Source organism: Methylobacterium sp. DB0501 (assembly GCF_011043735.1).
GTDB lineage: Bacteria > Pseudomonadota > Alphaproteobacteria > Rhizobiales > Beijerinckiaceae > Methylobacterium > Methylobacterium alsaeris.
On record NZ_JAAKGV010000016.1, the window covers coordinates 132,824 to 153,528 of the forward strand.

At 72.1% G+C, this 20,705-nt stretch carries 19 protein-coding genes; 3 read left to right on the forward strand and 16 right to left on the reverse strand.

What is annotated here, in order from left to right:
- Positions 1 to 8: 8 nt before the first annotated feature.
- From G4G93_RS22580 to G4G93_RS22605, 6 genes are all read right to left on the reverse strand, one after another.
- Positions 9 to 1,250, reverse strand: a complete 1,242-nt coding sequence (locus tag G4G93_RS22580) for a PLP-dependent aminotransferase family protein (protein WP_165087359.1) — start codon at positions 1,248 to 1,250, stop codon at positions 9 to 11.
- 93 nt (positions 1,251 to 1,343) lie between these two features.
- On the reverse strand, positions 1,344 to 2,960 hold the full coding sequence (locus tag G4G93_RS22585) for an ABC transporter ATP-binding protein (RefSeq protein ID WP_165087361.1): 1,617 nt from the start codon (positions 2,958 to 2,960) through the stop codon (positions 1,344 to 1,346).
- Between the two features lie 285 nt (positions 2,961 to 3,245).
- Complete coding sequence (locus G4G93_RS22590; RefSeq protein ID WP_165087363.1) at positions 3,246 to 4,661, reverse strand: M20 family metallopeptidase; 1,416 nt, start codon at positions 4,659 to 4,661, stop codon at positions 3,246 to 3,248.
- A 157-nt stretch (positions 4,662 to 4,818) separates the two neighbouring features.
- Positions 4,819 to 5,751: an ABC transporter permease gene (locus G4G93_RS22595; protein WP_165087365.1), complete on the reverse strand. Its 933-nt coding sequence runs from the start codon at positions 5,749 to 5,751 to the stop codon at positions 4,819 to 4,821.
- Entirely contained in the window at positions 5,748 to 6,662 is a 915-nt protein-coding gene (locus G4G93_RS22600; protein WP_165087366.1) for an ABC transporter permease, read from the reverse strand. Before G4G93_RS22600 ends, G4G93_RS22595 begins: the two co-directional genes overlap by 4 nt.
- A 10-nt stretch (positions 6,663 to 6,672) precedes the next feature.
- Positions 6,673 to 8,193: an ABC transporter substrate-binding protein gene (locus G4G93_RS22605; protein WP_165087469.1), complete on the reverse strand. Its 1,521-nt coding sequence runs from the start codon at positions 8,191 to 8,193 to the stop codon at positions 6,673 to 6,675.
- Between the two features lie 181 nt (positions 8,194 to 8,374).
- Between G4G93_RS22605 and G4G93_RS22610 the strand changes: the two genes are divergently transcribed.
- Positions 8,375 to 9,277, forward strand: coding sequence for a LysR family transcriptional regulator (locus G4G93_RS22610; RefSeq protein WP_165087368.1), 903 nt, complete (start codon positions 8,375 to 8,377; stop codon positions 9,275 to 9,277).
- Positions 9,278 to 9,314: 37 nt separating this feature from the next.
- Here G4G93_RS22610 and fhuF read toward each other — a convergent pair whose 3' ends face one another.
- The 10 genes from fhuF to pdxY all read right to left on the reverse strand — a co-directional run bounded on the left by fhuF (position 9,315) and on the right by pdxY (position 18,675).
- Positions 9,315 to 10,043, reverse strand: coding sequence for a siderophore-iron reductase FhuF (gene fhuF, locus G4G93_RS22615; protein ID WP_165087370.1), 729 nt, complete (start codon positions 10,041 to 10,043; stop codon positions 9,315 to 9,317).
- A complete protein-coding gene (locus G4G93_RS22620; protein ID WP_312892213.1) occupies positions 10,040 to 11,269 on the reverse strand; it encodes an MFS transporter in 1,230 nt (409 codons plus the stop codon). The genes fhuF and G4G93_RS22620 overlap by 4 nt, the downstream gene beginning before the upstream one ends.
- A gap of 387 nt (positions 11,270 to 11,656) precedes the next feature.
- Complete coding sequence (locus G4G93_RS22625) at positions 11,657 to 12,283, reverse strand: LysE family translocator (protein ID WP_165087372.1); 627 nt, start codon at positions 12,281 to 12,283, stop codon at positions 11,657 to 11,659.
- A gap of 278 nt (positions 12,284 to 12,561) precedes the next feature.
- Positions 12,562 to 12,945, reverse strand: coding sequence for a hypothetical protein (locus G4G93_RS22630; protein ID WP_165087374.1), 384 nt, complete (start codon positions 12,943 to 12,945; stop codon positions 12,562 to 12,564).
- 59 nt (positions 12,946 to 13,004) lie between these two features.
- Positions 13,005 to 14,963 (reverse strand): alpha/beta hydrolase domain-containing protein, encoded by a 1,959-nt coding sequence (locus tag G4G93_RS22635; protein WP_281409725.1) that lies wholly within the window; start codon positions 14,961 to 14,963, stop codon positions 13,005 to 13,007.
- A gap of 101 nt (positions 14,964 to 15,064) precedes the next feature.
- Complete coding sequence (locus G4G93_RS22640; protein WP_165087376.1) at positions 15,065 to 15,763, reverse strand: NUDIX hydrolase; 699 nt, start codon at positions 15,761 to 15,763, stop codon at positions 15,065 to 15,067.
- A complete protein-coding gene (locus tag G4G93_RS22645; protein ID WP_165087378.1) occupies positions 15,760 to 16,662 on the reverse strand; it encodes a PhzF family phenazine biosynthesis protein in 903 nt (300 codons plus the stop codon). The genes G4G93_RS22640 and G4G93_RS22645 overlap by 4 nt, the downstream gene beginning before the upstream one ends.
- Positions 16,663 to 16,865: 203 nt before the next feature.
- Positions 16,866 to 17,168: a BrnA antitoxin family protein gene (locus G4G93_RS22650; protein WP_246736950.1), complete on the reverse strand. Its 303-nt coding sequence runs from the start codon at positions 17,166 to 17,168 to the stop codon at positions 16,866 to 16,868.
- Between the two features lie 13 nt (positions 17,169 to 17,181).
- A complete protein-coding gene (locus G4G93_RS22655; protein ID WP_246736951.1) occupies positions 17,182 to 17,568 on the reverse strand; it encodes a BrnT family toxin in 387 nt (128 codons plus the stop codon).
- 258 nt (positions 17,569 to 17,826) lie between these two features.
- Positions 17,827 to 18,675, reverse strand: coding sequence for a pyridoxal kinase PdxY (gene pdxY, locus G4G93_RS22660; protein WP_165087381.1), 849 nt, complete (start codon positions 18,673 to 18,675; stop codon positions 17,827 to 17,829).
- Positions 18,676 to 18,868: 193 nt separating this feature from the next.
- Here pdxY and G4G93_RS22665 point away from each other — a divergent pair, with 193 nt between their 5' ends.
- On the forward strand, positions 18,869 to 19,393 hold the full coding sequence (locus tag G4G93_RS22665; protein ID WP_165087383.1) for a DedA family protein: 525 nt from the start codon (positions 18,869 to 18,871) through the stop codon (positions 19,391 to 19,393).
- A 154-nt stretch (positions 19,394 to 19,547) separates the two neighbouring features.
- Positions 19,548 to 20,702, forward strand: a complete 1,155-nt coding sequence (locus tag G4G93_RS22670) for a GGDEF domain-containing protein (RefSeq protein WP_165087385.1) — start codon at positions 19,548 to 19,550, stop codon at positions 20,700 to 20,702.
- Positions 20,703 to 20,705 lie beyond the last annotated feature (3 nt).

Sequence of the window (20,705 nt, forward strand, 5' to 3'; positions counted from 1 at the left end):
CCCCGCGATCAGGCGACCTGGCGCCCGCCCCGGCAGGCGGCGACGGCCGTCGCGAGGCGGCGCATCCCCTCGTCCAGCCGCTCCGGCGGGTTGAGGGTGAAGTTGAGCCGCATCCCCCGCCGGTTCGCCCCGGTCGCGTCGAAGACGCTGCTCGGCGAGTAGCAGATCCCGGCCGCCAGGGCGTGGGGCAGCAAGGCGTCGGTGTCGAGGGCCGGATCCCTGGCCAGCGCCCAGACGAACATGCCGCCGACCGGCACCTCCCAGTCGAACCAGTCGCAGAGGTGGGTGGCGAGCGCCGCGCAGAGCGCGTCCCGGCGGCTCCGGTACAGGGCGACGAGCGCCGGCTGGATCTCGTCGACGAGGCCCGTCTCGATCGCCGCCAGGGCGACGCGCTGGGTCACGCCGCTGGTGCAGAGGTCCGAGCCCTGCTTGGCGAGCGTCAGCGCCTCGATCATCTCGGGTGCCGCGACGATCCAGCCGACGCGCAGGCCCGGCGCGATCTCCTTCGAGAGCGTGCCCATGTAGATCACCGGGCCGGCATAGGGCTCGCCCGGCGCCGCTTGCGCCGACAGCTCGATCAGCCGCGGCAGCGTCGCGCCGTCATAGTGCAGCGTGCCGTAGGGATCGTCCTCGACGAGCCAGGTCCCGGTCCGGTGCGCCGCCGCGACGAGGGCCCGGCGCGTCGCGAGATCGACGAGGCGGCCGGTCGGGTTCGAGAAGTTCGGCACCGCGTAGGCGAATTGCGCGCCTGCCAGGGCCTCCTGCGGGTCGAAGCCCGGCGCATCCAGCACGAGGTTGCGGAACGACGGCGCGCGCGGGCGCCAGGCATCGAGGGCGCCGAGATAGGTCGGGAACTGGCCGGCGATCAGGCCGCCCTCGTCCAGCAGCACCTTGCCGATGAGGTCGAGGCCCTGCATCCCGGAGGTGGTCACCAGCACGTTGGCCCGCGTCAGCGGCAGGGCCGCGGAGCTGAAGCGGCGCGCGATGGCGTCGCGCAGGGGCGCCAGACCCTCGATCGGCCCGTAGCCCAGCGCCTCGCCCGGATGCTCGGCCACCGCCCGGCGGGCGAACTCGGCGAGCCGCCCGGTCGGGAAGATCTTTGGGTCGGGCAGGCCGCCGCCGAGGTTGATGAGACCCGGGATCGCGCCGGCGGACAGGAAGGTGCGGGTGACCTGGTTCGTCGTGCCCATCCACCGGGCGAAGGCCGGCCGCGTCGCGGTGCGGGCGGACGGGGAGGGGGACGGCACCATGGGCTCGGCTCTCAGTGCGGGGTGAACCCGGGAACGGTGTCCCGGGTGATTCCGATCCTCTACCACCGGCCGCGCGACGGTGCCGTGCCCGCGTCACGCCGGCGCGGCGGCGCGGGACGCCCCCGGCACCGCCGCCAGCAGGCTGCGCGTATAGGGATGCTCCGGCGCCCGGAACAACGACGCGGTGCGGTTCGTCTCGACGATCTCGCCGCGATGCATCACGGCGATCCGGTCGCAGATCGTCGCCGCGACCCGCAGGTCGTGGGTGATGAACAGCATCGCGATGCCGAGGCGTGCTTTCAGGTCCTCCAGCAACGCCAGGACTTGCGCCTGGACCGAGACGTCGAGGGCCGAGACCGCCTCGTCGGCGACGAGCACGTCCGGCTCCATGGCGAGCGCCCGGGCGATGCCGATGCGCTGGCGCTGGCCGCCCGAGAAGGCGTTCGGGTAGCGCTCGGCGGCGCTCGGCGGCAGGCCGACGAGATCGAGGAGCTCGCGCGCCCGCGCCCGGGCCCGGCGGGACGGGGTGCCGTGGGCGATCGGGCCGCCGGCGATGATCTGCTCGACGGTGCGGCGCGGGTTGAGCGAGGCGAAGGGATCCTGGAAGATCATCTGGATCCGCCGGCGCTCGTCGCGCAGCGCCGTCGGCCCGAGTGCGGTGAAATCGAGGCTGCCGAGGCGCACCGTGCCGCGATCGGGCTCGATCAGGCGGATCGCCAGCCGCGCGGTGGTCGACTTGCCGGAGCCCGATTCGCCGACGAGGCCCAGCGTCTCGCCCCGGCGCAGATCGAAGCCGACTTCCTTGACCGCCGCCACCACGCGCGGCTTGCCGAACAGGCCGCCGCCCGTCGCGTAGGTCTTGGCGAGGCCCGACACCGCAAGCGCCACCGGCGCCTCGGTGACCGGTGCGCGCTCCGGCGGGGTCAGGCTCGGCACGGCAGCGAGCAGCGCCCTGGTATAGGCGGCGTGCGGGCGGCGCAGGACGGCCTCGGCGGGGCCGGACTCGACCAGCCGGCCGCGCTGCAGCACCGCGACGTGGTCGGCGATGTCGGCCACCACGCCGAAATCGTGGGTGATGAACAGGACCGCCATGTTGCGGCGGGCCTGGAGGTCGCGGATCAGCTTCAGGATCTGCGCCTGGGTGGTGACGTCGAGGGCCGTCGTCGGCTCGTCGGCCACCAGCACGGCGGGTTCGAGGGCGAGCGCCATGGCGATCATCGCCCGCTGGCGCTGGCCGCCGGAGAGCTGGTGGGGATAGGCGCGGACGATCTGCTCCGGGTTCGGCAGCCCGACCTCGCCGGCGAGCGCCACCGCGCGGGCGCGGCGCTCCCTCGGGGTCAGGAGGTCGTGGGCCTCGAACATCTCGGCGATCTGGTCGCCGATGCGCATCACCGGATTGAGCGCCGTCATCGGCTCCTGGAAGATCATCGCGATCCGCCGGCCGCGGATGTCGCGCCAGGCGCGCTCGTCGAGGCGCAGGAGGTCCCGGCCCTCGAACCGGATCTCGCCGCCCGCCACCGTGAGGGCCCGGGGCAGCAGGCCGGTGAGCGCGTAGGCGCTCATCGACTTGCCCGAGCCCGACTCGCCGACGACGCAGAGGATCCTGCCCGGCCTCAGGTCGAGGCTCAGGTCCTCGACCGCATAGGGCCGGTCGGCGCCCCCCGGCAGCGCGAGGGTCAGGTTGCGGATCTGGACGATCGGTTCGCTCATCTCTGCCCCTTGGGTGTCCGGTGCGCGGGCCGGCTCAACCGGATGAAGTCTTGCCGGGAATGTCGTCGGTCTATCGACAGTCGTCATGCCCTCTGCGTCATCCCGGGGCTCGGCGAAGACGAGAACCCGGGATCCATGACCGCTGACAGTGCCGGATGAGGCGACCGGCGTTCCGCCTCTTCCTGAAACGCCAGCGGTCATGGATCCCGGGTTCCGCTGCGCGGCCCCGGGACGATGAGGAGGGTGTCGAGGCCGCGTCCAGAGCCGACAGCCGTCGCCTGGCTCTCAAGCCGCCGCCTTGCGCCCGGCCAGGACCGCCGGCCCGGTCTCGCCGAGGTCCCAGAACAGTCCCGCCATCAGCCCCAGCGCCTCGCGGGTCGAAGAGCCCAGCAGGTGCTCGTCCGGCGCGTGCTGCGAGCAGGCCGGGTAGGAATGCGGCACCCACAAGGTCGGCAGGCCGAGGATCTCCGAGAAGGCGTCGTTCGGCAGCGAGCCGCCGAGATTCGGCAGCAGGGCCGGACGCTTGCCCGTGCTCGCCGCGATCGAGGCCAGCGCCCACTCCACCCACGGATCCTCGACGGGAAGACGGGTGGCGCGAAACACCTCGGTGCGGGTCTCCCGCACCTCGACCATGGGAAAGCCGTTCTCGTCGAGGTGGCGGCGGATCGCCGGCAGCAGCCCCTGCCAGTCGGTGCCGACGACGAAGCGCAGCTGCATCGTCGCCTTGGCGGAGGGCGGTACGGCGTTCTGCGGTCCGTCCGGGTCGCCGCACTTGAAGGCCAGGACCTCCAGGGTGTTCCAGGCGAAGACCCGCTCGGCCGGGGACAGGCCCGGCTCGCCCCAGCCCTCGTCGATCGCCGGCGCGTTCGGATCGCCCCCGACCGTGATGTCGGCGAGCGCCGCGCGCACGCCCTCGGGGATCGCCGGCGGGCGAAGGGCGTCGAGGAGGATGCGGCCCTGCCCGTCGACGAGGCTCGCGATGGCGCTCGCCAGCACCGTGCCGGGATTGCGCAGGAGCCCGCCCCAATTGCCCGAATGGTGGCCGCCCTCGCGCAAGGCAACCACCAGCTCGAAGGTATAGCCGCCGCGCGAGCCCAGGAACATCGTCGGCCGCGCCGCCTCGATCCGCGGCCCGTCGGAGGCGATGAGGAGATCGGATTCCAGCGCCGCTCCTTCCGCCCGGCAGACCTCGCGCAGGCCCGGCGAGCCGGCCTCCTCGCCCATCTCGATCAGCAGCTTGACGTTGAAGCCGAGCTGGCCGCCGCGGGCCTGCATCACCGCCGCGAGCGCGCCGAGGTTGATCAGATGCTGGCCCTTGTTGTCGGCGGTGCCGCGGCCGTACCAGCGCTCGCCCTCGACCGTGACGCTAAGCGGGTGCAGGCCCTCGCGCCACTGCTCGGGGTAGTTCCGCACCGTGTCGCCGTGGCCGTAGGTGAGCATCGTCGGCAGGGCGTCGCCCTCGTGCCGCGTGGCGATCAGGAACGGCCCGGCCCCCGGCTTCGGGTTGTCGACGATCCGGGTCTCGAAGCCGAGCCGCGACACCAGGGGGATCATGAACCGGTCGAGATAGGCGGCGAGCGCCGGTCCCTGGCCCGGGGCCTGGCTCTCGGTCGGCAGCCCGACCGCCTCGCGGAGCACGGCGAGGAAGTCGCCGTCGTCGAAATGCCGGTGGGCCAGTGCGATGGCGTCGCGTCGCGACATGGGGGGGATTTCGTCGCTTCGCGACATGGAGGGGGTTTCGTCGCTTCGCGACATGGAGAAGGACTTTCCGTACGCGTGTGGAAGGGGTGGATGTTAGTTCCTGACCACCGATCGATGGAAGCCTGGCCGGCGCCGTTTCATCCCGCCGGACATACCCTCAATTCCGCCCCTCCGGCGCGGTGATGTCGCGCACGCCGTCGCCGAGCAGGTTGATGCCGAGCACCAGGACCAGCAGCGCCACGCCCGGGATGGTGATGACCCAGGGCTGGAAGAACATGTACGGCTTGCCCTCGGCGATCATCAGCCCCCAGGACGGCAGCGGCGGCTGCACGCCGAGGCCGAGGAAGGACAAGGCCGCCTCGAGCAGGATCGCGTGCGCCATCTCGAGCGTCGCCACCACGATCAGGGCGTTGAGGATGTTGGGCAGGATCTCCTGGGCGAGGATCCGCACCGGCCCGAAGCCCGCGGCTTTTGCCGCGGCGACGAAGTCCTGGGCCCGCACCTGCCGGGTCGCCGCGCGGGTGACCACGGCGAAGCGGTCCCAGAGCAGCAGGCCCAGCACCAGCACCACGACTTTCAGCGATCCGCCGACCAGCGAGGCCATGGCGAGCGCCACCAGCACCACCGGCAGGGCGAGCCGGGTGGTGACGACGTAGCTCACCACCGCGTCGACGCGGCCGCCGTAATAGCCGGCGAGCACCCCGAGCGCGGTGCCGATCACCCCCGAGATCAGGGCGGCCGAGAGGCCGATCAGCAGCGAGATCTGGCTGCCATAGATCAGGCGGCTCAGGTAGTCGCGCCCGAGCTTGTCGGTGCCGAGCCAATGCTCGGCGCTGCCCTTGGCGTGCCAGAACGGCGGGATCAGCCGGCGCGATACGTCCTGGGCGTAAGGGTCGTGCGGGGCGATGAGCGGCGCGGCGAGCGCCGCGAGCACGATGATGCCGACGATGCCGGCCCCGATCAGGAAGCCGCCATGCGACAGCCCGCGCCGGAGCGCGATGGCGGCCGGCGAGCGCGCCGGGGGCAGGACGATCTCGGCAGAGGGCGCGGCTGTTGCCGGAGCGAGAGGGGCGGCGGGCCGGACGGTCATGCGCGCAGCCTCGGATCCAGGAGGGCGTTGAGGAGGTCGGCGGCGAGCGTGAGCGCGATGTAGATCATCGCCAGCACCAGCACGATCGCCTGGACGACGGGGAAGTCGTTGCGGGCGATCGATTCCCAGGCGAGCTGGCCGAGACCCTGGAGCGAGAACACCGCCTCGATCACGATCGAGCCGCCGAGCATGAAGCCGAACTGCACCGCGGCGAGCGCGATCACCGGGATCACCGCGTTGCGCAAGGCGTGGCGGATCAGGATCTTGCGCGGGGGCAGACCCTTGGCGCGGGCGGTGCGGACGTAGTCCGAGGACAGGACCTCCAGCATGCCGTTGCGGGTGAGCCGCATCACCGCCGGCATCGCGTAGTAGCCGAGCGCCACCGCCGGCAGGATGAAGTGCTTCCAGGTCGCGTTCCCGGAGACCGGCAGCCAGCGCAGGTTGACCGAGAAGATCAGGATCAGGGTGAGGCCGAACCAGAAGCTCGGCATCGCCTGGCCCAGCACCGAGACCGCGAGCGCCGTCCGGTCGATCCAGGTGTCGCGGTGGAAGGCCGCCAGCACGCCGAGCGGGATCGCCACCAGCAGGGCCACGGCGAGCGCGATCACGCCGAGGGTCAGGGTGACGGGGAGCCGGGCGGCGAGCAGGTCGGTCACCTGCTCGGGGAAGTAGAACGAGCGCCCGAAATCGAGGTGCAGCGCCTGCCAGGCCCAGGCGCCGAACTGCACCGCCAGCGGCCGGTCGAGCCCGTGCTGGGCGCGGATCGCCGCGATCTGCGCGCCGGTCGCCTCCGGGCCGGCGATGGCGGTGGCGAGGTCGCCCGAGAGGTGAAGGAGCAGGAAGCTCGCCACCGAGACGGTCAGCGCGACGCCGACCGCCACCAGGATGCGCCGCAGCGCGAAGCGGAGCATGGCGGCGCCCCTATTTCTTCCACGAGGCCGCGTAGAAGCGCGGCACCTCGTCGGTCTGCGCGGTGAAGGCGAGGTCCGCCGTGAAGGCGTAGTTCGACGGGTAGGAGAACATCGGCAGCGCGTAGGCCTGGGCACCGATGCGCGTCAGCGCCGCGGCGTATTTCGCCTTGCGGGTGCCCGGATCGGTGCTGGTGTCGCCGGCCTGGAGGTCGGCGATCACCGTGGGGTCGCGGGCCAGGTCCTCCTCGCCGCCGCGGAAGTAGATCCCGGTGAAGCCCGAGACGTCGTTGATCGAGAACGAGCCCCAGGTCTGGTAGCCGATCGAGGTCTTGCCGGCCCGCATCGCGTCGCGCATGGCCGCGTAGCGCAGGTAGTTGAGCTTCGCCCGGATGCCGACGGCGCGCAGGTAGCCGATCACCGCCTCGGCATAGTCGCGCTCGCGATAGGCCGAGAGGTCGATGTCGAGGCCGTTGGGGTAGCCGGCCTCCTTGAGCAGCGTCCGCGCCTTGGCCGGGTCGTAATCGTAGCGCGGCACGCCCTCGTCGGTGCAGCCGAACTGCTCGACGAAGCAGAGCGCGTTCATCACCCGGGAGCCGCCGCGCACTAGGTTGTCGACCATCGCCTTGCGGTCGATGGCGTGGGCGATCGCCTGGCGTACCCGCACGTCCTTGAGCGGGGAATTCTCCTGGGCGCGGCCCAGCACGTCGAATTGCAGGAAGCCGACCCGCATCGTCTCGGCGGAGACCACGGTGAGCGTCGGATCGTTCTTGAGCTGCTCGGCCTGGTCGGTCGGCACGCGCCAGATCCAGTCGACGCCGCCGGTCATCAATTCGGCCATCCGGCTGTCGCCGTCCGGGATGATGCGGAATTCGAGCTTGCCGATCTTCGCCTTTCCGATCGGGCTGCCCGGCCAGTACTTCTCGTTGCGCACCATATTCACGCCCTTGCCGCTCTCGGCGGAGACGATGCGGTAGGGACCGGTGCCGACGGGCGCCTTGCTGAAGCCGTCGAGGCCGACCTTCTTGAAGTAGGCGGCGGGCAGGATCGGGGTCGGGCCCGACAGGTATTCGAGGGCGGCCGGGAACGGCGCCTTGAGAAGGATGCGCACGCTGTGCGGCCCGGTCACCTCGGTCGACTTCATCCAGTCGACGTTGCCCTTGGTGATGATCCTCGCCTCGGGCGTCAGCACGTAGTTGAACGTGAAGGCGACGTCCTCGGGCGTCAGGGGATCGCCGTTGTGGAAGGTCACGCCGTCGCGGATGGTGAGGTCGAGGGTGACCGGGTCGACCCAGGTCCAGGCGGTGGCCAGCATCGGCTGGTGCTCGCCGGTCTTCGGGTCGCGGTAGAGAAGAGTATCCCAGACGTTGCGGGCCAGGATCACCCCCTCGCGGAGGTTGTTGTGGTAGGGGCTCAGGTTCTCCGGCTCGCTGTCCGAGGCGTAGACCAGGGTGTCGTTGGCCTTGCCGGCCCAGGCCGGGTCCGCCGTCCCGGCGAGGAGGAGACTTGCGAGCGCGAGGCCCATCTTGCGCATCCGGCCCGCGTCGATCCGTGTCGGCATGTCGGCTCCGTCCCGTCGGGGGCAGCGCGGGCGTCTCACCCGCCGTGTTGCACTGCCGCAAAATTCACCCTGCCAGGATGTTGCGCAGATCCGATCGCAGCAAGACGAATTTATCGATAGGGTCGTTGCCGAAACGGCAAGGCAGAGGGTTGCGATGCAGACCACGGCGTTGCGCTACTTCCTGGCGGTGGCCCGCGACGGCACGATCGCGGCGGCCTCGAGCCGGCTCAACGTCGCCCCCTCGGCGATCAGCCGCCAGATCGCCAACCTGGAGGCCGAGCTCGCCTCCCCGCTCTTCGAGCGCCGGCCGCGCGGCATGGTGCTGAGCCAGGCGGGCGAATTGCTGGCGCGCCACGCCCATCAGGTGCTGCTGAGCGCCGAGCAGGTGGTCACCGAGATCCAGGAGCTGGAAGGCCTGCGCCGCGGCCTCGTGCGCATCGCCACCACCGAGGCCTTCGCCATCGACCTCGTGCCCGGCGTGATCACCGCGTTCCACGCCCGCCATCCGGGCATCCGCTTCGAGCTGAGCGCGCTGCCGCCGGGCCAGGTCACCCAGCGGGTCGTCCAGGGCGAGGCCGATCTCGGGCTGACCTTCAGCCTGGAGCCGTCGGCCGACACCGCGGTGGCCTACCGCACCAGCCTCGACATGGTGGCGTGCTGCGCCCCCGACCATCCGCTCGCCGGGCGGCGGCTGATCGGTCTGTCCGACCTCGCCGCCTATCCGGTGGCGCTCCTGCCCCGCGACACCACCCTGCGCACCATCCTCGACGCGGCCTGCGCGGCGGAGGGCATCGCGATCGAGCCGGTGCTCACCTCGAACGTCCTCTCGGCCATCCTGCCCTTCGTGCGCCGTACGCGCGGCCTCACCCTGATGTCGTCGATCGTGCTGCAGGGCGAGGGCTGGCGCGACGCGTTCCAGGTGCTGCCGATCCGGTCCGCCCGGAGCCTCGCCCGCAGCATCGAGATCCAGACCCTGCGCGACCGGCGGCTGCCGCGGGCGGTGCAGGCGTTCCTGGCGGCGCTGGTGGCGGCGTTGCCGCCGTCGCCGGATCGATGAGACGCGGCACTCCCGATCGCGGCGGGCCGGATCCGACTCAGGACGCCGCCCCGCAGCACCCTCCGCCCTCCTGGACCGGACACAACCCGCCGCAGGATGCCACCCCCGGCAGGCGCCGGCGCAGGCAGCAGACGCGGCGGCGCCGGCTGCCGCCCGCCGCGCACAGGGCCTGGGCGAGCGGATTCTTGGCGCAGGGTGGTCCGCCGCACCAGCCGAGGCAGGTCGCCACCTCAGGGCAGGCCAGGGTCTCGGGCTCGCCGAGCTCGCGGGCGACGTGGTCGAGGATCACCGCGGCATTGCCCCAGATCACCCGGGGGGCGATGCCGCAGCGGGCCCGGCACAGCTCGACGAAGGGCCGCAGGTGGTCCTCGACGAGGCTCGCCAGCCCTGCGGAGCGGCAGGGCATTCGGCACGCCGCCTCGGGCTGGACCAGGAAGCGGGCCGGGCGGCCGGCCGCGTCGAGTTCGAGGCTCGTCGTCGCGAAGGCGAGCGGCAGCGGCTGCCGGAGGCGCACCAGGGCCGTCATCGCCGGGGTGGCGAGCGGCGCGAGGTAGAACTGGCTCCAGTACGAGACGAGGGCCCGCCGGTCGGCCGTGCCCGGCGCGACCCCGAGCCCGGCTTCGAAGGCCGCGAGCGCGGCGTCGAACACCGTGGGGTCGTGCAAAGCCGCCAGGGGGGTTGCCTGCGGCCCGCCGGGGCCCGCGGCCACGCCCTCGCGGTAGGTGCCGAGCGAGGCCGGCACGGCGGCGGCGATCTCGGGCGTCATGGGCGGTCCGCCCGCCGGGTGCGGGCGATGGTCAGCGCCAGCCAGGCGAGCGACGCGGCGTAGAGCGGCATCGCGGCGGCGAAGTAGCCCGGCCAGCCGGCCCAGCCGGCGAGCGCCGGGGCGGCGACCCGCAGTGGCATGGCGGCGAAGAAGGCGGCGCCGAACAGCAGCGCGTAATCGGTGGCGGGCCGCGGCCCCTGCGCCCAGCGATAGATCATGTTGAACACCGGCACCCCGAGGACACCGCCGAAGACGTAGTTCAGGACCGTGGCGGCCAAAGCCAGCTCCTCCGACCGCACCGCGCAGGCCGCCGCCATCAGGCCGCCGGCGGCGAGCACGCCGAGCCCGCCCGCCGCGACCAGCCGCACGGTGCCGAACCGGGCCGCGAGGCCGCCGGCGACGAGCGCCATCACGAGGTTGACCGCGGGCAGGACGGTGCCGGTCAACGCCCCGACCCGGGCGAGCGGCACCCCGAGATCGAGGAGCGCCAGGGTGTTGGGGCCGCCGATGAGGTAGGCGGCGGCGAAGTAGGCGCCGAGCGCCGCGATGCGGCCGGCGAGCGCCCGCAGGCGCGCCACCGAGCCGGACCAGCGTTCCGGCGCAGCCCCGACACCCTGCAGCCTGGCCTCCGGATAGGCGAGGATCGGCAGGAGGCAGAGCGCGTCGAGCGCCGCGCAGGCCAGCACCGCCGCCCGCCAGCCGAGGACGTCGTAGGAGCCGACCAGCACTCCGACCCCCAGGATGCCGCCGAGCGAGGCGCCGCAGAGCTTGGCCGAGGCGACGAAGGCCCGCCTTTCCGCCGGCACCGTCTCCACCACCAGGGCCTCGAGGGCGATGTCCATGGTGGCGATGCCCGCACAGACGGCGACCGCGAGGGCCAGCAGGGCCGGAAGCGGCCAGTGCTCGCCGAGGCTCAAACCCGCCAGCAGCGCCACCGTCGTGCCCTGCGCCGCGACGATCCAGCCGAGGCGGTGGCCGAGAAACGGCAGACGCACCCGGTCGAGGAGGGCGGCCCACAGGAAGGTCAGACCGACCGGCAGGTTGATGAGCTGCAGCAGCCCGACCTCGGCGAGGTCGAGGCCCCGCGCCCGCAGGATCAGCGGCGCGCCCCCGGACAGGAAGCCGAGCGTCGCCCCGAAGGCGACGTAGAGGCAGAAGAACGGGGCGAGCGGGCGCAGGGCCGCGAGCGCCCCCCGCGCTTCGCGGATCGCCGGGGAGGAGGTCACCGGGATCGAGGCCCCGCGCACGTCGCCCCGGGGCTGCGGTAGTTTGGAATCAAACTAATTCGTCTTTATGTCCAGTCACTTGATAGGTCTTACGGAGGTGGGGCCCGGGCCGCAAGGGCGGTCCCGGCCGGCGCTGCGTCCCGTGTCGCGCGCAAGGTCGAAAGGCATGGTGCGCAGGTGCGGATGTCAGCAGCTCGAGGTGGGCCGAGACGCCCGGACCGAGGCGCCTCCCAAGCCGGTGATGCGACTTCCGATCGATTGCTCGGCGATTGCTGCGCAATCGCGGTCGCGATGCGGAGGTCGGCTTCGCTCGAGCGAGGGGAGCCTGCGGCTCCACCGCGCGGGCGGGTGAGACGAAGTCCGGACGGGGTCCGTCCGGACTTCGTCTCACAGCTTCTCGGTGATGAGCCGCAGGCCGATGGCCGCCAGCACTGTCCCGATCCCGCGCTCGATCCAGCGCCCGAACCGTCCATAGGCGGCGCGAGCCGAGGGGCTGGAGAGCAGCACCGCCGCCGCGCCGTACCAGGCGACCTCGATCGCGAAGCTGCCGAGCAGGATCACCGCCTTGGCCCACAGAGCCGTGCCCGGCGGGACCGCCACGGCGTAGAGGCTGAGGAAGAACGCGATCCCCTTCGGGTTGAGAAGGTTGACGACGATCCCGTCACGCAGGCCCTGCCGCACCTGCCGGGACGTCGCGCCCGGTCGCGAGGCGGCCGCGCCCGGCTTGCCGGACAGCCACGCCATGCACCCGAGATAGACGAGGTAGCAGCCGCCCGCGACCTGAACCACGCTGGCGAGCCAGCTCACGCGGGCCAGGACCAGGCTCAAGCCCGCCATGGTGAGTACGGCATAGAACCCGGAGGCGAGGGCGAGCCCGCAGGTCGCGCCGAGCGCCGCGGAGCGCGAGCCCGAGACCGCGAGCCGGGTGACGAGGGCGAAGCTCGGCCCCGGGCTCAGGACCGCGAGGGCGTAGAGGCCGAAGACGGTGGCGATGGTGAGAAGGTCTTGATGCATGGCGGGACGCTCGATGTCCGACGATCGCCCGACCCTGCAGGCGTGAGACGATGTTCCACCGGATCCAGGCGATCCGGCCTCCCCATCGATATTGCTCGACGTCATCGCGAGGTCGCGTGGCGGAGCCCGGGATGACGATGGCTAGTGTCAAAAACGCCGGTATGACCGCACGACGCACGGGGTCTGCCGGCCGGCATGTCTCAAGTAATCGGATATTGACCTTTAGGCAGATTTGCACGGGCCGCGCCGAAGCGCAACCCGGCCGACCGGGGCGCAGGTCAGGGCGAGGGCCGGCGCGCCGCCTCCCGCAGCCGTTCCCCGGCTTCACCGTAACCCGAGGCCGCCGCCGCCCGGTTGGCGATGCCCCGGCTCAGCACCACCCATTCGAGGTCGTTGATCGCCTTCACCAGGCGCCCGCGCTCGGGGACGTCGTCCTCGTCGCCCGGTCTCGCCTCGGCGAGGTTCACGGCGGCGATCAAGACCTGGTCGCGGCCGTCCTCGATCCGGGGATCGCGCTCGACGTTTCCCCGGACGTGGTCGTCGAACGGCTTGATCACGGTCCAGGGCAGAGCGTCGGCGCTGCAGCCCGCGGGGTAGCTGCGGGCGACGAGACGGGCCTGCGCGGCGGCGTCCCGGACGAGTGCGACGAGCGTGGCGATCATGGCGTATCCGCTATGAGTGTCGAGCGGAAACCCGCGGATGGGCCCGCGGGTCCCGGGCCTCACCGCGCCAGCCGCCCCTCGTCCGCCTCCTTGGCCATCTCGGCGGCATCGGCCGGCAGCAGCGTGCGCTCGGCCACCATCCGGTCGGCCGCCGCCTTCACGGCGGCCGCGTAGGCGTTCGGCTCCGGGTAGCGCTCCTCCAGGGAGGGCCGCGGGTCGTGGGCGGCGTCCGCCGCCGCCTTGGTCGCCGCGAAGGGGAGCACGCCGCCCTTCTGGTTGCACAAGGTGCCGGCGGCGGTGCCGCGGGTCGGGTTCCAGGCGGTGTAGGTCGCCCGCGGCGCCTCGATCAGCGGCAGGCGGATGCCCGCCAGGGTGTTGCCGTCGGGACCGACTTTCGGCAGCAGCAGCGGATAGGTGCCGCGCACCACCGGCGGATTCCCCGGTTCGACCCATTCGGCCGGGTTGTAGAGCCCGGTATAGGGCAGGCCGGGAATCGGCGGGTAGAGATGGGCGGGGGCACCCAGCGTGCCGTCGGCCCGGGACGGGTAGCGGCTCGCCGGCGGCGCGACGCCGTCGGTGACCCAGGAATCCAGGGCGGTGAGGAGCGCCCGCGACGCGGCGCCGGCATGGAGCGGGCTCACCGGCAGGGCGCAAGCGGGATCGGTCGCGGTCTTCGCATCCGGGTTCGCGAAATGCGGGGCACCGGTGACCATGTAGACGCGGACCTCCGGCGGCTGGCCTAAGTCGGCGCCGCGCGTGTCGGTGGTCACCAGCGCCCCGCGCGAGCCCCACAGCTCGTACTCGCTGTCGACATGCATCAGCTTCGGGCAGGTGTTGGAGAGCCGGCAGCGCAGGAACAGCCCGTCGCGCCTGCCCGTCAGGGCGTCGGTCGTCGTCGCGTAGGCGAAGGGGAACTGGTCGGCCGGGTAGTAGCGGTCGAGATGCGGGCCGGGATTGCGGCCGGGCTGGGCGAAGCGGGCATTGGTGAAGCTGCGCCGGCTGCCGGCGATGTGCGGCATCATCCCGTCGAACACCATCCGGCCCTGCTCGTCCTCGTTGAGGCCGAGATAGAGCAGGTCGCGCAAGACCCGGCCCGATTGCGAGATGCCGAAGCCAACCGCCCGGTCGATGGTGCTGCGCCCCCGCGCGGCGAGGGGATTCCGGTCGCTCGCGTCGTGGCGCAGGAAGGTCGCGACGTCGCGGATCGCCGCGAGCCCCAAGCCCATCACCGCCGGGTCGCGGGCGGTGTAGCTCAATTCGTAGAGCGCGCTGCCGTCGAACCCGGCGGGCCTGGTGATCGCGATGCGCTTCGCGTCGAGGAAGCGGAACGACAGGCCGGGCGGGGTGGCGCGCGGATCCTCGGGCTTCGCCCGCACGGTGAGACGGGCCTTCGCCGGATCGAGCTCGGCGGCCGGCCAGGTCAGCGGCGCCTCGACCGGGGATTGGGTGTTCTCGAAGCTCCATTCCTCGCGCGACGGTCCGGTGACCCCGGCGAGCACCGGCAGGCGGATGCCCATGCCGGCCCCGGCTCGACCGTCATGGGGTGCGATGTCGCCCTGCCAGCCGATCCAGGCGAGGGTATAGCCCTGCGCCAGCAGGAATCCCCGGCCGGCATCGTCGGCCTGTTCGAGCCGGCCCGACGCCTCGGTCGCGCTGCCCTCGACCAGCGGGCCGATCAGCTTGCGGCCGCGATTGGGGATCTCGACCAGCAGGAGTCCGTTCGGGCGCTCGGGGCGCAGCAGCACCACGTCGGCGGTGGCCTCGACCCGCCCTTCGGCGTTGCGGGGGCTGAGTGCGATGTCGGCGATGACCGCGTTGCGGGGATCGGCGGGGTCGAGGGCGATGGTCGCCCGCCCGGTGATCTTCTCCGCCCGGCCGCGGGTGCCGAAGCTGCGGCCCTGCAAGGCCGGCATCTCGGCGGAGATCGTCTCGAACCGCGTCACCTCCGCCGCCGCCGGACCGGCGGCGAGGCCGCCCCCGATGAGCGCCAGGGTCGCGATCGTCGGCATCGTCTTCATGGCGGCTCCCGAGGGGCGCCACGTCCGGGCGCCTTGGCGCGAGCGTAGCGGGGCGGGCTCCTGCTGTGAACCGTATCGAGGCTTGGTCGCGCGGTCTCCGCTCAGGCCAGCACGCTCGCGAGGTAGTGCCGGACGAAGCCCGGCATCCGGGCCGGATCGAGATCCGCCACCCCGCGCACGGCGACGATCGCCGACAGTTCCGGCTCCGCGTCCGCCGCGAGGTGGGCGGCGATGCTCGCCGTCACGCTCGCCTCGTCGTCGCTGAGCGGCACCGGGCGCAGGAGCGCCATCAGGCCGCCGTCGCGCACGATCGTCCAGCCGGGATCCGGTCCTTCGGGGGCGACGAGGCCGGTCTCCTCGCGCAATTCGCGCAAGGCGCTCGCCGCGAGGTCGACGCGGCCGTCCGGGCCGATATCGGTCGGGTCCGGCGTGCCGCAGGGGAAGTAGACGCGGCCCGCGGCGGCGGTGTGCGGGCCCATCTCGCCGAGGATGAAGGTGCCGTCGGCCGTGCGCGGCACGACGGCGGCGAAGACGTTGAGGACGCCTCCGTCCGGGAACCCCCAATCCTTGAGGGCGGTGAGGGCGGCGTACTCGGCCTCGAACAGCTCGGCCGTCAGCACGCCGTCGGCGAGCGCCCAGCGGCGCAGCATCAGCACCGTGCCGTTGAACATCGCCGGGCGCGCCGCCCGGCGCGCCTCCCAATGGGCGGCGATCCGCTCCCGGTTCTCGCGCGCCCAGCCCCAGTCGTGCGAGACCACGGCGGCCTCGACGCGGCGGCAAGGGGTGATGGTGACCGTCACAGGCGCAGCTCGCCCTCGGAGATCAGGACGGCGCTGCCGCCGATCTCGGCCGCCCGCAGGGCGCCGTCCTCGATGGTGAGCTGGAGCGCGATCTCGCTCGGCCGGCCCATCTCGAACCCCTGCGCGATCGTGAGGTCGTGGGTGCCGCTGCCGAGGGGCTCGTACTGCATCAGGGCGCCCGCGAAGGCCGCGACCGCGCCGCCGGTCGCCGGGTCCTCGGCGATGCCGGCGGCGGGCGCGAACATTCGGGCGCGGAAGCTATGGCGTGGGTCCCCCGTCTCGCCGGTATAGAGGAAGACCTTGGCGCCGGGCCCGAGGGCCTCGGTCAGGGATTCGGCGCTCGCCCGCGCCCGACCCAAGGCGTCGAGATTCTGGACCGGGACGAGGTGGAACGGCGTGCCGGCGCTGTAGCAGCTCGGCCGGTGCCGGGAAAACCCGATCTCGGAGGGCGCGAGGCCGAGCGCCCCGGCGAGGCGCGTGGCGTCCGGCTCCTCGCCCCAGCTCTCGGGCAGACGCGGCAGGCGGAAGCGGGCGCGGCCGACACCGTCCCCGGTCTCGACCACGCAGGGCACCACCCCGACCTGCTCCTCGAGCCCGAAGGCCACCGCGTCGGCGATCGCCGCCCGCCGGTCGCCGAGGGCGAGCAGCACCGCGGTGCCGACCGTCGGATGGCCCGCGAAGGCGAGTTCCTGGGCCGGCGTGAAGATCCGCAGCCGCGCCCGGTGCCGGCTCTCGGCCGGCGGCAGCACGAACACCGTCTCCGACAGGTTGAACTCGCGGGCGATGGCCTGCATCGCGGCGTCGTCCAGCCCCTCGGCGTCGAGCACGACCGCCAGCGGGTTGCCGGCAAGCGGGGTATCGGTGAACACGTCCAGGGTGGCGTAGCGGCGTGCGGGCATCCGTGTCTCGTCCTTGCCGGGGTTCGGGGGCGAGGCAGCACGGATCGGGGGGAGGGCGCAAGCCCCGGGGGCGGAGGCGGCCGCTGCGGGGAACCGTCACGGCCGTTTCGCGAAACGGCCGTGACGGGACTGGGCAGGGGCACCTGAGAAGGCTGGATCGTTCGGATCGACAGGCCTGCTGCCCACGCGGATCCCGGGCTGGATCAACGGTTCGACCCGAGCCCTTTCGCAGCCCGCTTGACCGTCTCGTTGATGCGGGTCTGCCAGCCTGGGCCGGACGCCCTGATGGCTTCCAGGGCCTCGGGATCGAGACGCAGCGTAACCTGCACGAGTTTGCTCGGCGATCTCGGCCGTCCGCGCTGCTTCGTGAGGGCGTCGAACGGGGCCGGCGGCAGAACCTCGCGGGCGGGGCGCATCCGGCCGAGTTCCTCCTCCGTCATTTCGCGAGCATCCGGATCCGCCGCCATCCGGGCCTGAAGCTCGGCCTCTTCGGCCTCACGCAGCATCGGGACCGTTCGTTCATTCGGAGCGTGCCGCATAGGCCTTCCTCTCTCGATTGCTGGCGGTTCGCAGACGGATCGCGGAAATGGCCTCCGTGCCGAGAAGCGAGACGGTCAGCGTAACGAGTTTGCCGTCGAGGTAGCCGGTTGCCATGTATCGTGCGCCGCCAGACTTGCCGCTGTAGCTCTCGCTGATCGCCGCGGTATCCCATCGGAAGCGGTCGCGAGCATCGGCGAAATCGAGTCCGTGACCACCGGGAGGAGGCTGGCAATTCCTCGCGCGCTTGCGCTCGTCCCAAACCATCGGCACGTATTTTTGTAACTCCGGAAATACCGATGGCAAGCCGAGAAGGGACGATCGGACGACGCTCGGAACGATCCGACCCAAATCCTTCTTGTGCGGCACACCCCAAAGCCGAGAGCCGCGACCCTCAACCCTCGGCTGTGACGGCCGGGACTGTCGCGACAAGCCGTGCCACCCACTTGGGCGGGCGATCACACGCCTCACGCTCGTGGCTGAGAGCATTTTCCCGCGAAGTGGAACCGGTTCGTCGCAGAAAATGCCGCGAAATCACAAACCTAGAGCAGGGCCGATTGCAGCGTGATCGGGCCCTGCTCGAGAGACTTGGTATCGGAGCTTTGAACCCGACGTTTCGACGCAGGCTCACACCGCCTCGACCGGAAAAGTCCGGCTGGGCGCCACGAACTCGTCCTGCGCCGCCACGGTCAGGATCTCCCGCGCGCCGGCCTCCGCCGTGCGGCGCAGAAGGCCGAAGACCGAGGCGGCGGCGGCGCCCAGGGCCTCGCCGGCCGAGCGGCTGCGGGCGTAATGCACCAGGAACAGGGCGGCGGTGGCGTCGCCCGCGCCGTTGACGCTGAGCGACAGCCGCGGGGTGCGCAGGCGCCAGAACCGGCCGGCCTCGCCGGCCAGCATGTCGATGCTGTCGTCGGGCGTCTCCGCGGTGTGGAGCGAGGTGACGAGCACCACCTTCGGCCCGCTCGCCTGCACGGCGGCCACGGCAGCCTTCGCGTCGGCCAGCGTCCGGCTCTCGATCCCGCTCAGGTAGTCGAGCTCGAACTGGTTCGGCGTGATGAGGTCGGCGGCCGGCACCGCGTGGTCGCGCATGAATTCCGGGATGCCGGGGCGCACGAACACCCCGCGGCCGACATCGCCGATCACCGGATCGCAGCAATAGAGCGCCGCGGGGTTCGCCGCCCGCACCCGCGCCACCGCCCGCAGGATCGCCGTGCCGATATCGGCCGAGCCCATATAGCCCGACAGGACCCCGTCGCAGGAGGGCAGCACCCCGCGCTCGGCGATGCCCTCGACCAGCTCCTCGATGGCCGGGCCGTCGAACACCCGGCCGCGCCAGGCCCCGTACCCGGTGTGGTTCGAGAACTGCACCGTGTGCACCGCCCACACCTCGACCCCGAGCCGCTGCATCGGGAAGACCGCCGAGGCGTTGCCGACATGGCCGTAGGCGACGTGGGACTGGATCGACAGGACGTTCATCGCGACACGAGACCTCGCGCGGGGGAGCGACGCCCGCAACGTTCCCGGAACCGGGCGCTCCTGGCAACCGCCTTTAAGGGCACGAGGGCGGGTTCACGCGGCGCTCACACGTCCCCGGTTAAGCAAGCCGAGGGGGAACGCCCGCCCGGCTCCCCGACTTGTCCCGCCACCCGGCAACCTACGGTCAGGCTCCATGGATTTCGAGAGCGTACGCACCACGGTGATCGATTTCGTGCGCGACCACCAGGCCTGGGCGCCGGTGATCACCGGGATCATCGCGTTCTGCGAATCCCTGGCGGTGCTCTCGCTCCTGGTGCCGGCGACCATCATCCTGATCGGGATCGGGGCGCTGATCGGCTCGGGCGCGATCCCGTTCCTGCCGGTGATGGTCGGGGCGGCGATCGGGGCGATCCTGGGCGACTGGCTCTCCTACGAGATCGGCCGCTACTACAAGGACGGCGCCAAGCGCCTGTGGCCGCTCAGCCGCTACCCCGAGATGGTGCGGAAGGGCGAGACCTTCTGCCAGCGCTGGGGCGCGTGGGCGATCTTCGTCGGCCGCTTCATCGGCCCGGCCCGGGCGGTAGTGCCGCTGGTCGCCGGCGTCGCGCTGCTGCCGCGGCTGGCGTTCTGGCTCGCCAACCTGTCCTCGGCCTTCGTCTGGGCCTTCGTCTGGCTCGCGCCCGGCGCCGGATTGATCGACTGGCTGCGGCGGACCTGACTTTGCGGCAGGCACCGTGAAGGATATCGTCGTCCTCTCGTCCGTCCACGGCCGTAATCGTGGGGGATTCTCCGCGAATCTCATGGATTCTTAAGCCGCGGCGCCAGACTTGTCTGGCGCGGTTCCGAACGGGGCCGTCCCCGGAACCCGTGCCATGCCAGACGCGCCGCCGACCTATCTGCTGCCCCGCGCCGCGCTCCTGCGCTGGCTCGTGGAGTCGGGCCGCGACCTGCCAGCCGACCTGAGGATCGGCCTGCTGGCGACGCTCCTGTCCTCCGCGCCCACGCTGGTGATGGGGGCGATGGGGATGCTGACCATCGAGGTCATGGCGGCGATCCGGCATCCGGGGCCGGTCTTCCTCGGCCTGCTGGCGGCGGATCTTGCCCTGCTCGGTGGTCGCCTGGTCCTGATCCGGCGGCTCCACCGCGCGGCCGCGGCCGGCCGGCCGGCACCGACCGACCTGATGCTCGCGACGAGCCTCGCCTGGGCCGGCATGGTCGGGCTCGCCACGGTCCTGTGCGTCACGAGCGGCGACACGGTGCTGCAGGTCCTGGGGCCGCTGACCATGATGGGGATCCTCAGCGGCATCGTCACCCGCAACTATGCCGCTCCGCGCCTCGCCGTCGCGATGATCTTCCTGTGCGATGTGCCGATGAAGGCGGCGCTGCTCGCCTATTACCGTGATACTTGGTTCCTGATCGGGGTGGCCCTGGGCCTGCTGTTCGTGGCGGCGATGAGCGCGACGACGGCGCAGCTCAACCGCACCTATGTCGAGGTGCTGCTCGCCAAGCGCGAGAGCCAGCGCCGGGCCACCCGCGATCCCCTGACCGACCTGTGCAACCGCACCGGGCTGATGGAGACGCTCGCCGCGCGGCTGAGACGGGGGACCGACGACCTCGCCCTGCTCTATCTCGACCTCGACGGCTTCAAGGCGGTCAACGACTGCCTCGGCCACGCCGCCGGCGACGCCCTGCTGGTGGAGGTCGCCCGCCGGATCGGCGCCACGATCCCGGAAGGATGGCAGGCGGCCCGGCTCGGCGGCGACGAGTTCGTGATCCTGGCCAGCGGCGAGCGGGCCCGCGAGGCCGCAATCGTGGCGGCGCGCCTGATCGAGGCCGTGAAGGCCCCCACCGAGATCGGGGTCGGCGTGGGCTTGAGCGTCGGGATCGGCTGGGCGACCCTGGGGATGACCCCGGAGGCGCTCCTCGCCGAGGCAGACGCGGCGCTCTACCGCGCCAAGGCCGCCGGCAAGGGCCGCATGGCGGCCACGCCCGGGCCGCGCCCCGCGGCCCGGGTGGGCTGGGCGTGAGCC

Excerpts from the sequence above, each read along its gene's own strand:
- G4G93_RS22580 (WP_165087359.1), bottom strand. The coding sequence starts at position 1,250 with ATGGTGCCGTCCCCCTCCCCGTCCGCCCGCACCGCGACGCGGCCGGCC.
- G4G93_RS22585 (WP_165087361.1), bottom strand. The coding sequence starts at position 2,960 with ATGAGCGAACCGATCGTCCAGATCCGCAACCTGACCCTCGCGCTGCCG.
- G4G93_RS22590 (WP_165087363.1), bottom strand. The coding sequence starts at position 4,661 with ATGTCGCGACGCGACGCCATCGCACTGGCCCACCGGCATTTCGACGAC.
- G4G93_RS22595 (WP_165087365.1), bottom strand. The coding sequence starts at position 5,751 with ATGACCGTCCGGCCCGCCGCCCCTCTCGCTCCGGCAACAGCCGCGCCC.
- G4G93_RS22600 (WP_165087366.1), bottom strand. The coding sequence starts at position 6,662 with ATGCTCCGCTTCGCGCTGCGGCGCATCCTGGTGGCGGTCGGCGTCGCG.
- G4G93_RS22605 (WP_165087469.1), bottom strand. The coding sequence starts at position 8,193 with ATGCGCAAGATGGGCCTCGCGCTCGCAAGTCTCCTCCTCGCCGGGACG.
- G4G93_RS22610 (WP_165087368.1), top strand. The coding sequence starts at position 8,375 with ATGCAGACCACGGCGTTGCGCTACTTCCTGGCGGTGGCCCGCGACGGC.
- fhuF (WP_165087370.1), bottom strand. The coding sequence starts at position 10,043 with ATGACGCCCGAGATCGCCGCCGCCGTGCCGGCCTCGCTCGGCACCTAC.
- G4G93_RS22625 (WP_165087372.1), bottom strand. The coding sequence starts at position 12,283 with ATGCATCAAGACCTTCTCACCATCGCCACCGTCTTCGGCCTCTACGCC.
- G4G93_RS22630 (WP_165087374.1), bottom strand. The coding sequence starts at position 12,945 with ATGATCGCCACGCTCGTCGCACTCGTCCGGGACGCCGCCGCGCAGGCC.
- G4G93_RS22635 (WP_281409725.1), bottom strand. The coding sequence starts at position 14,963 with ATGAAGACGATGCCGACGATCGCGACCCTGGCGCTCATCGGGGGCGGC.
- G4G93_RS22645 (WP_165087378.1), bottom strand. The coding sequence starts at position 16,662 with ATGCCCGCACGCCGCTACGCCACCCTGGACGTGTTCACCGATACCCCG.
- G4G93_RS22650 (WP_246736950.1), bottom strand. The coding sequence starts at position 17,168 with ATGCTGCGTGAGGCCGAAGAGGCCGAGCTTCAGGCCCGGATGGCGGCG.
- pdxY (WP_165087381.1), bottom strand. The coding sequence starts at position 18,675 with ATGAACGTCCTGTCGATCCAGTCCCACGTCGCCTACGGCCATGTCGGC.
- G4G93_RS22665 (WP_165087383.1), top strand. The coding sequence starts at position 18,869 with ATGGATTTCGAGAGCGTACGCACCACGGTGATCGATTTCGTGCGCGAC.
- G4G93_RS22670 (WP_165087385.1), top strand. The coding sequence starts at position 19,548 with ATGCCAGACGCGCCGCCGACCTATCTGCTGCCCCGCGCCGCGCTCCTG.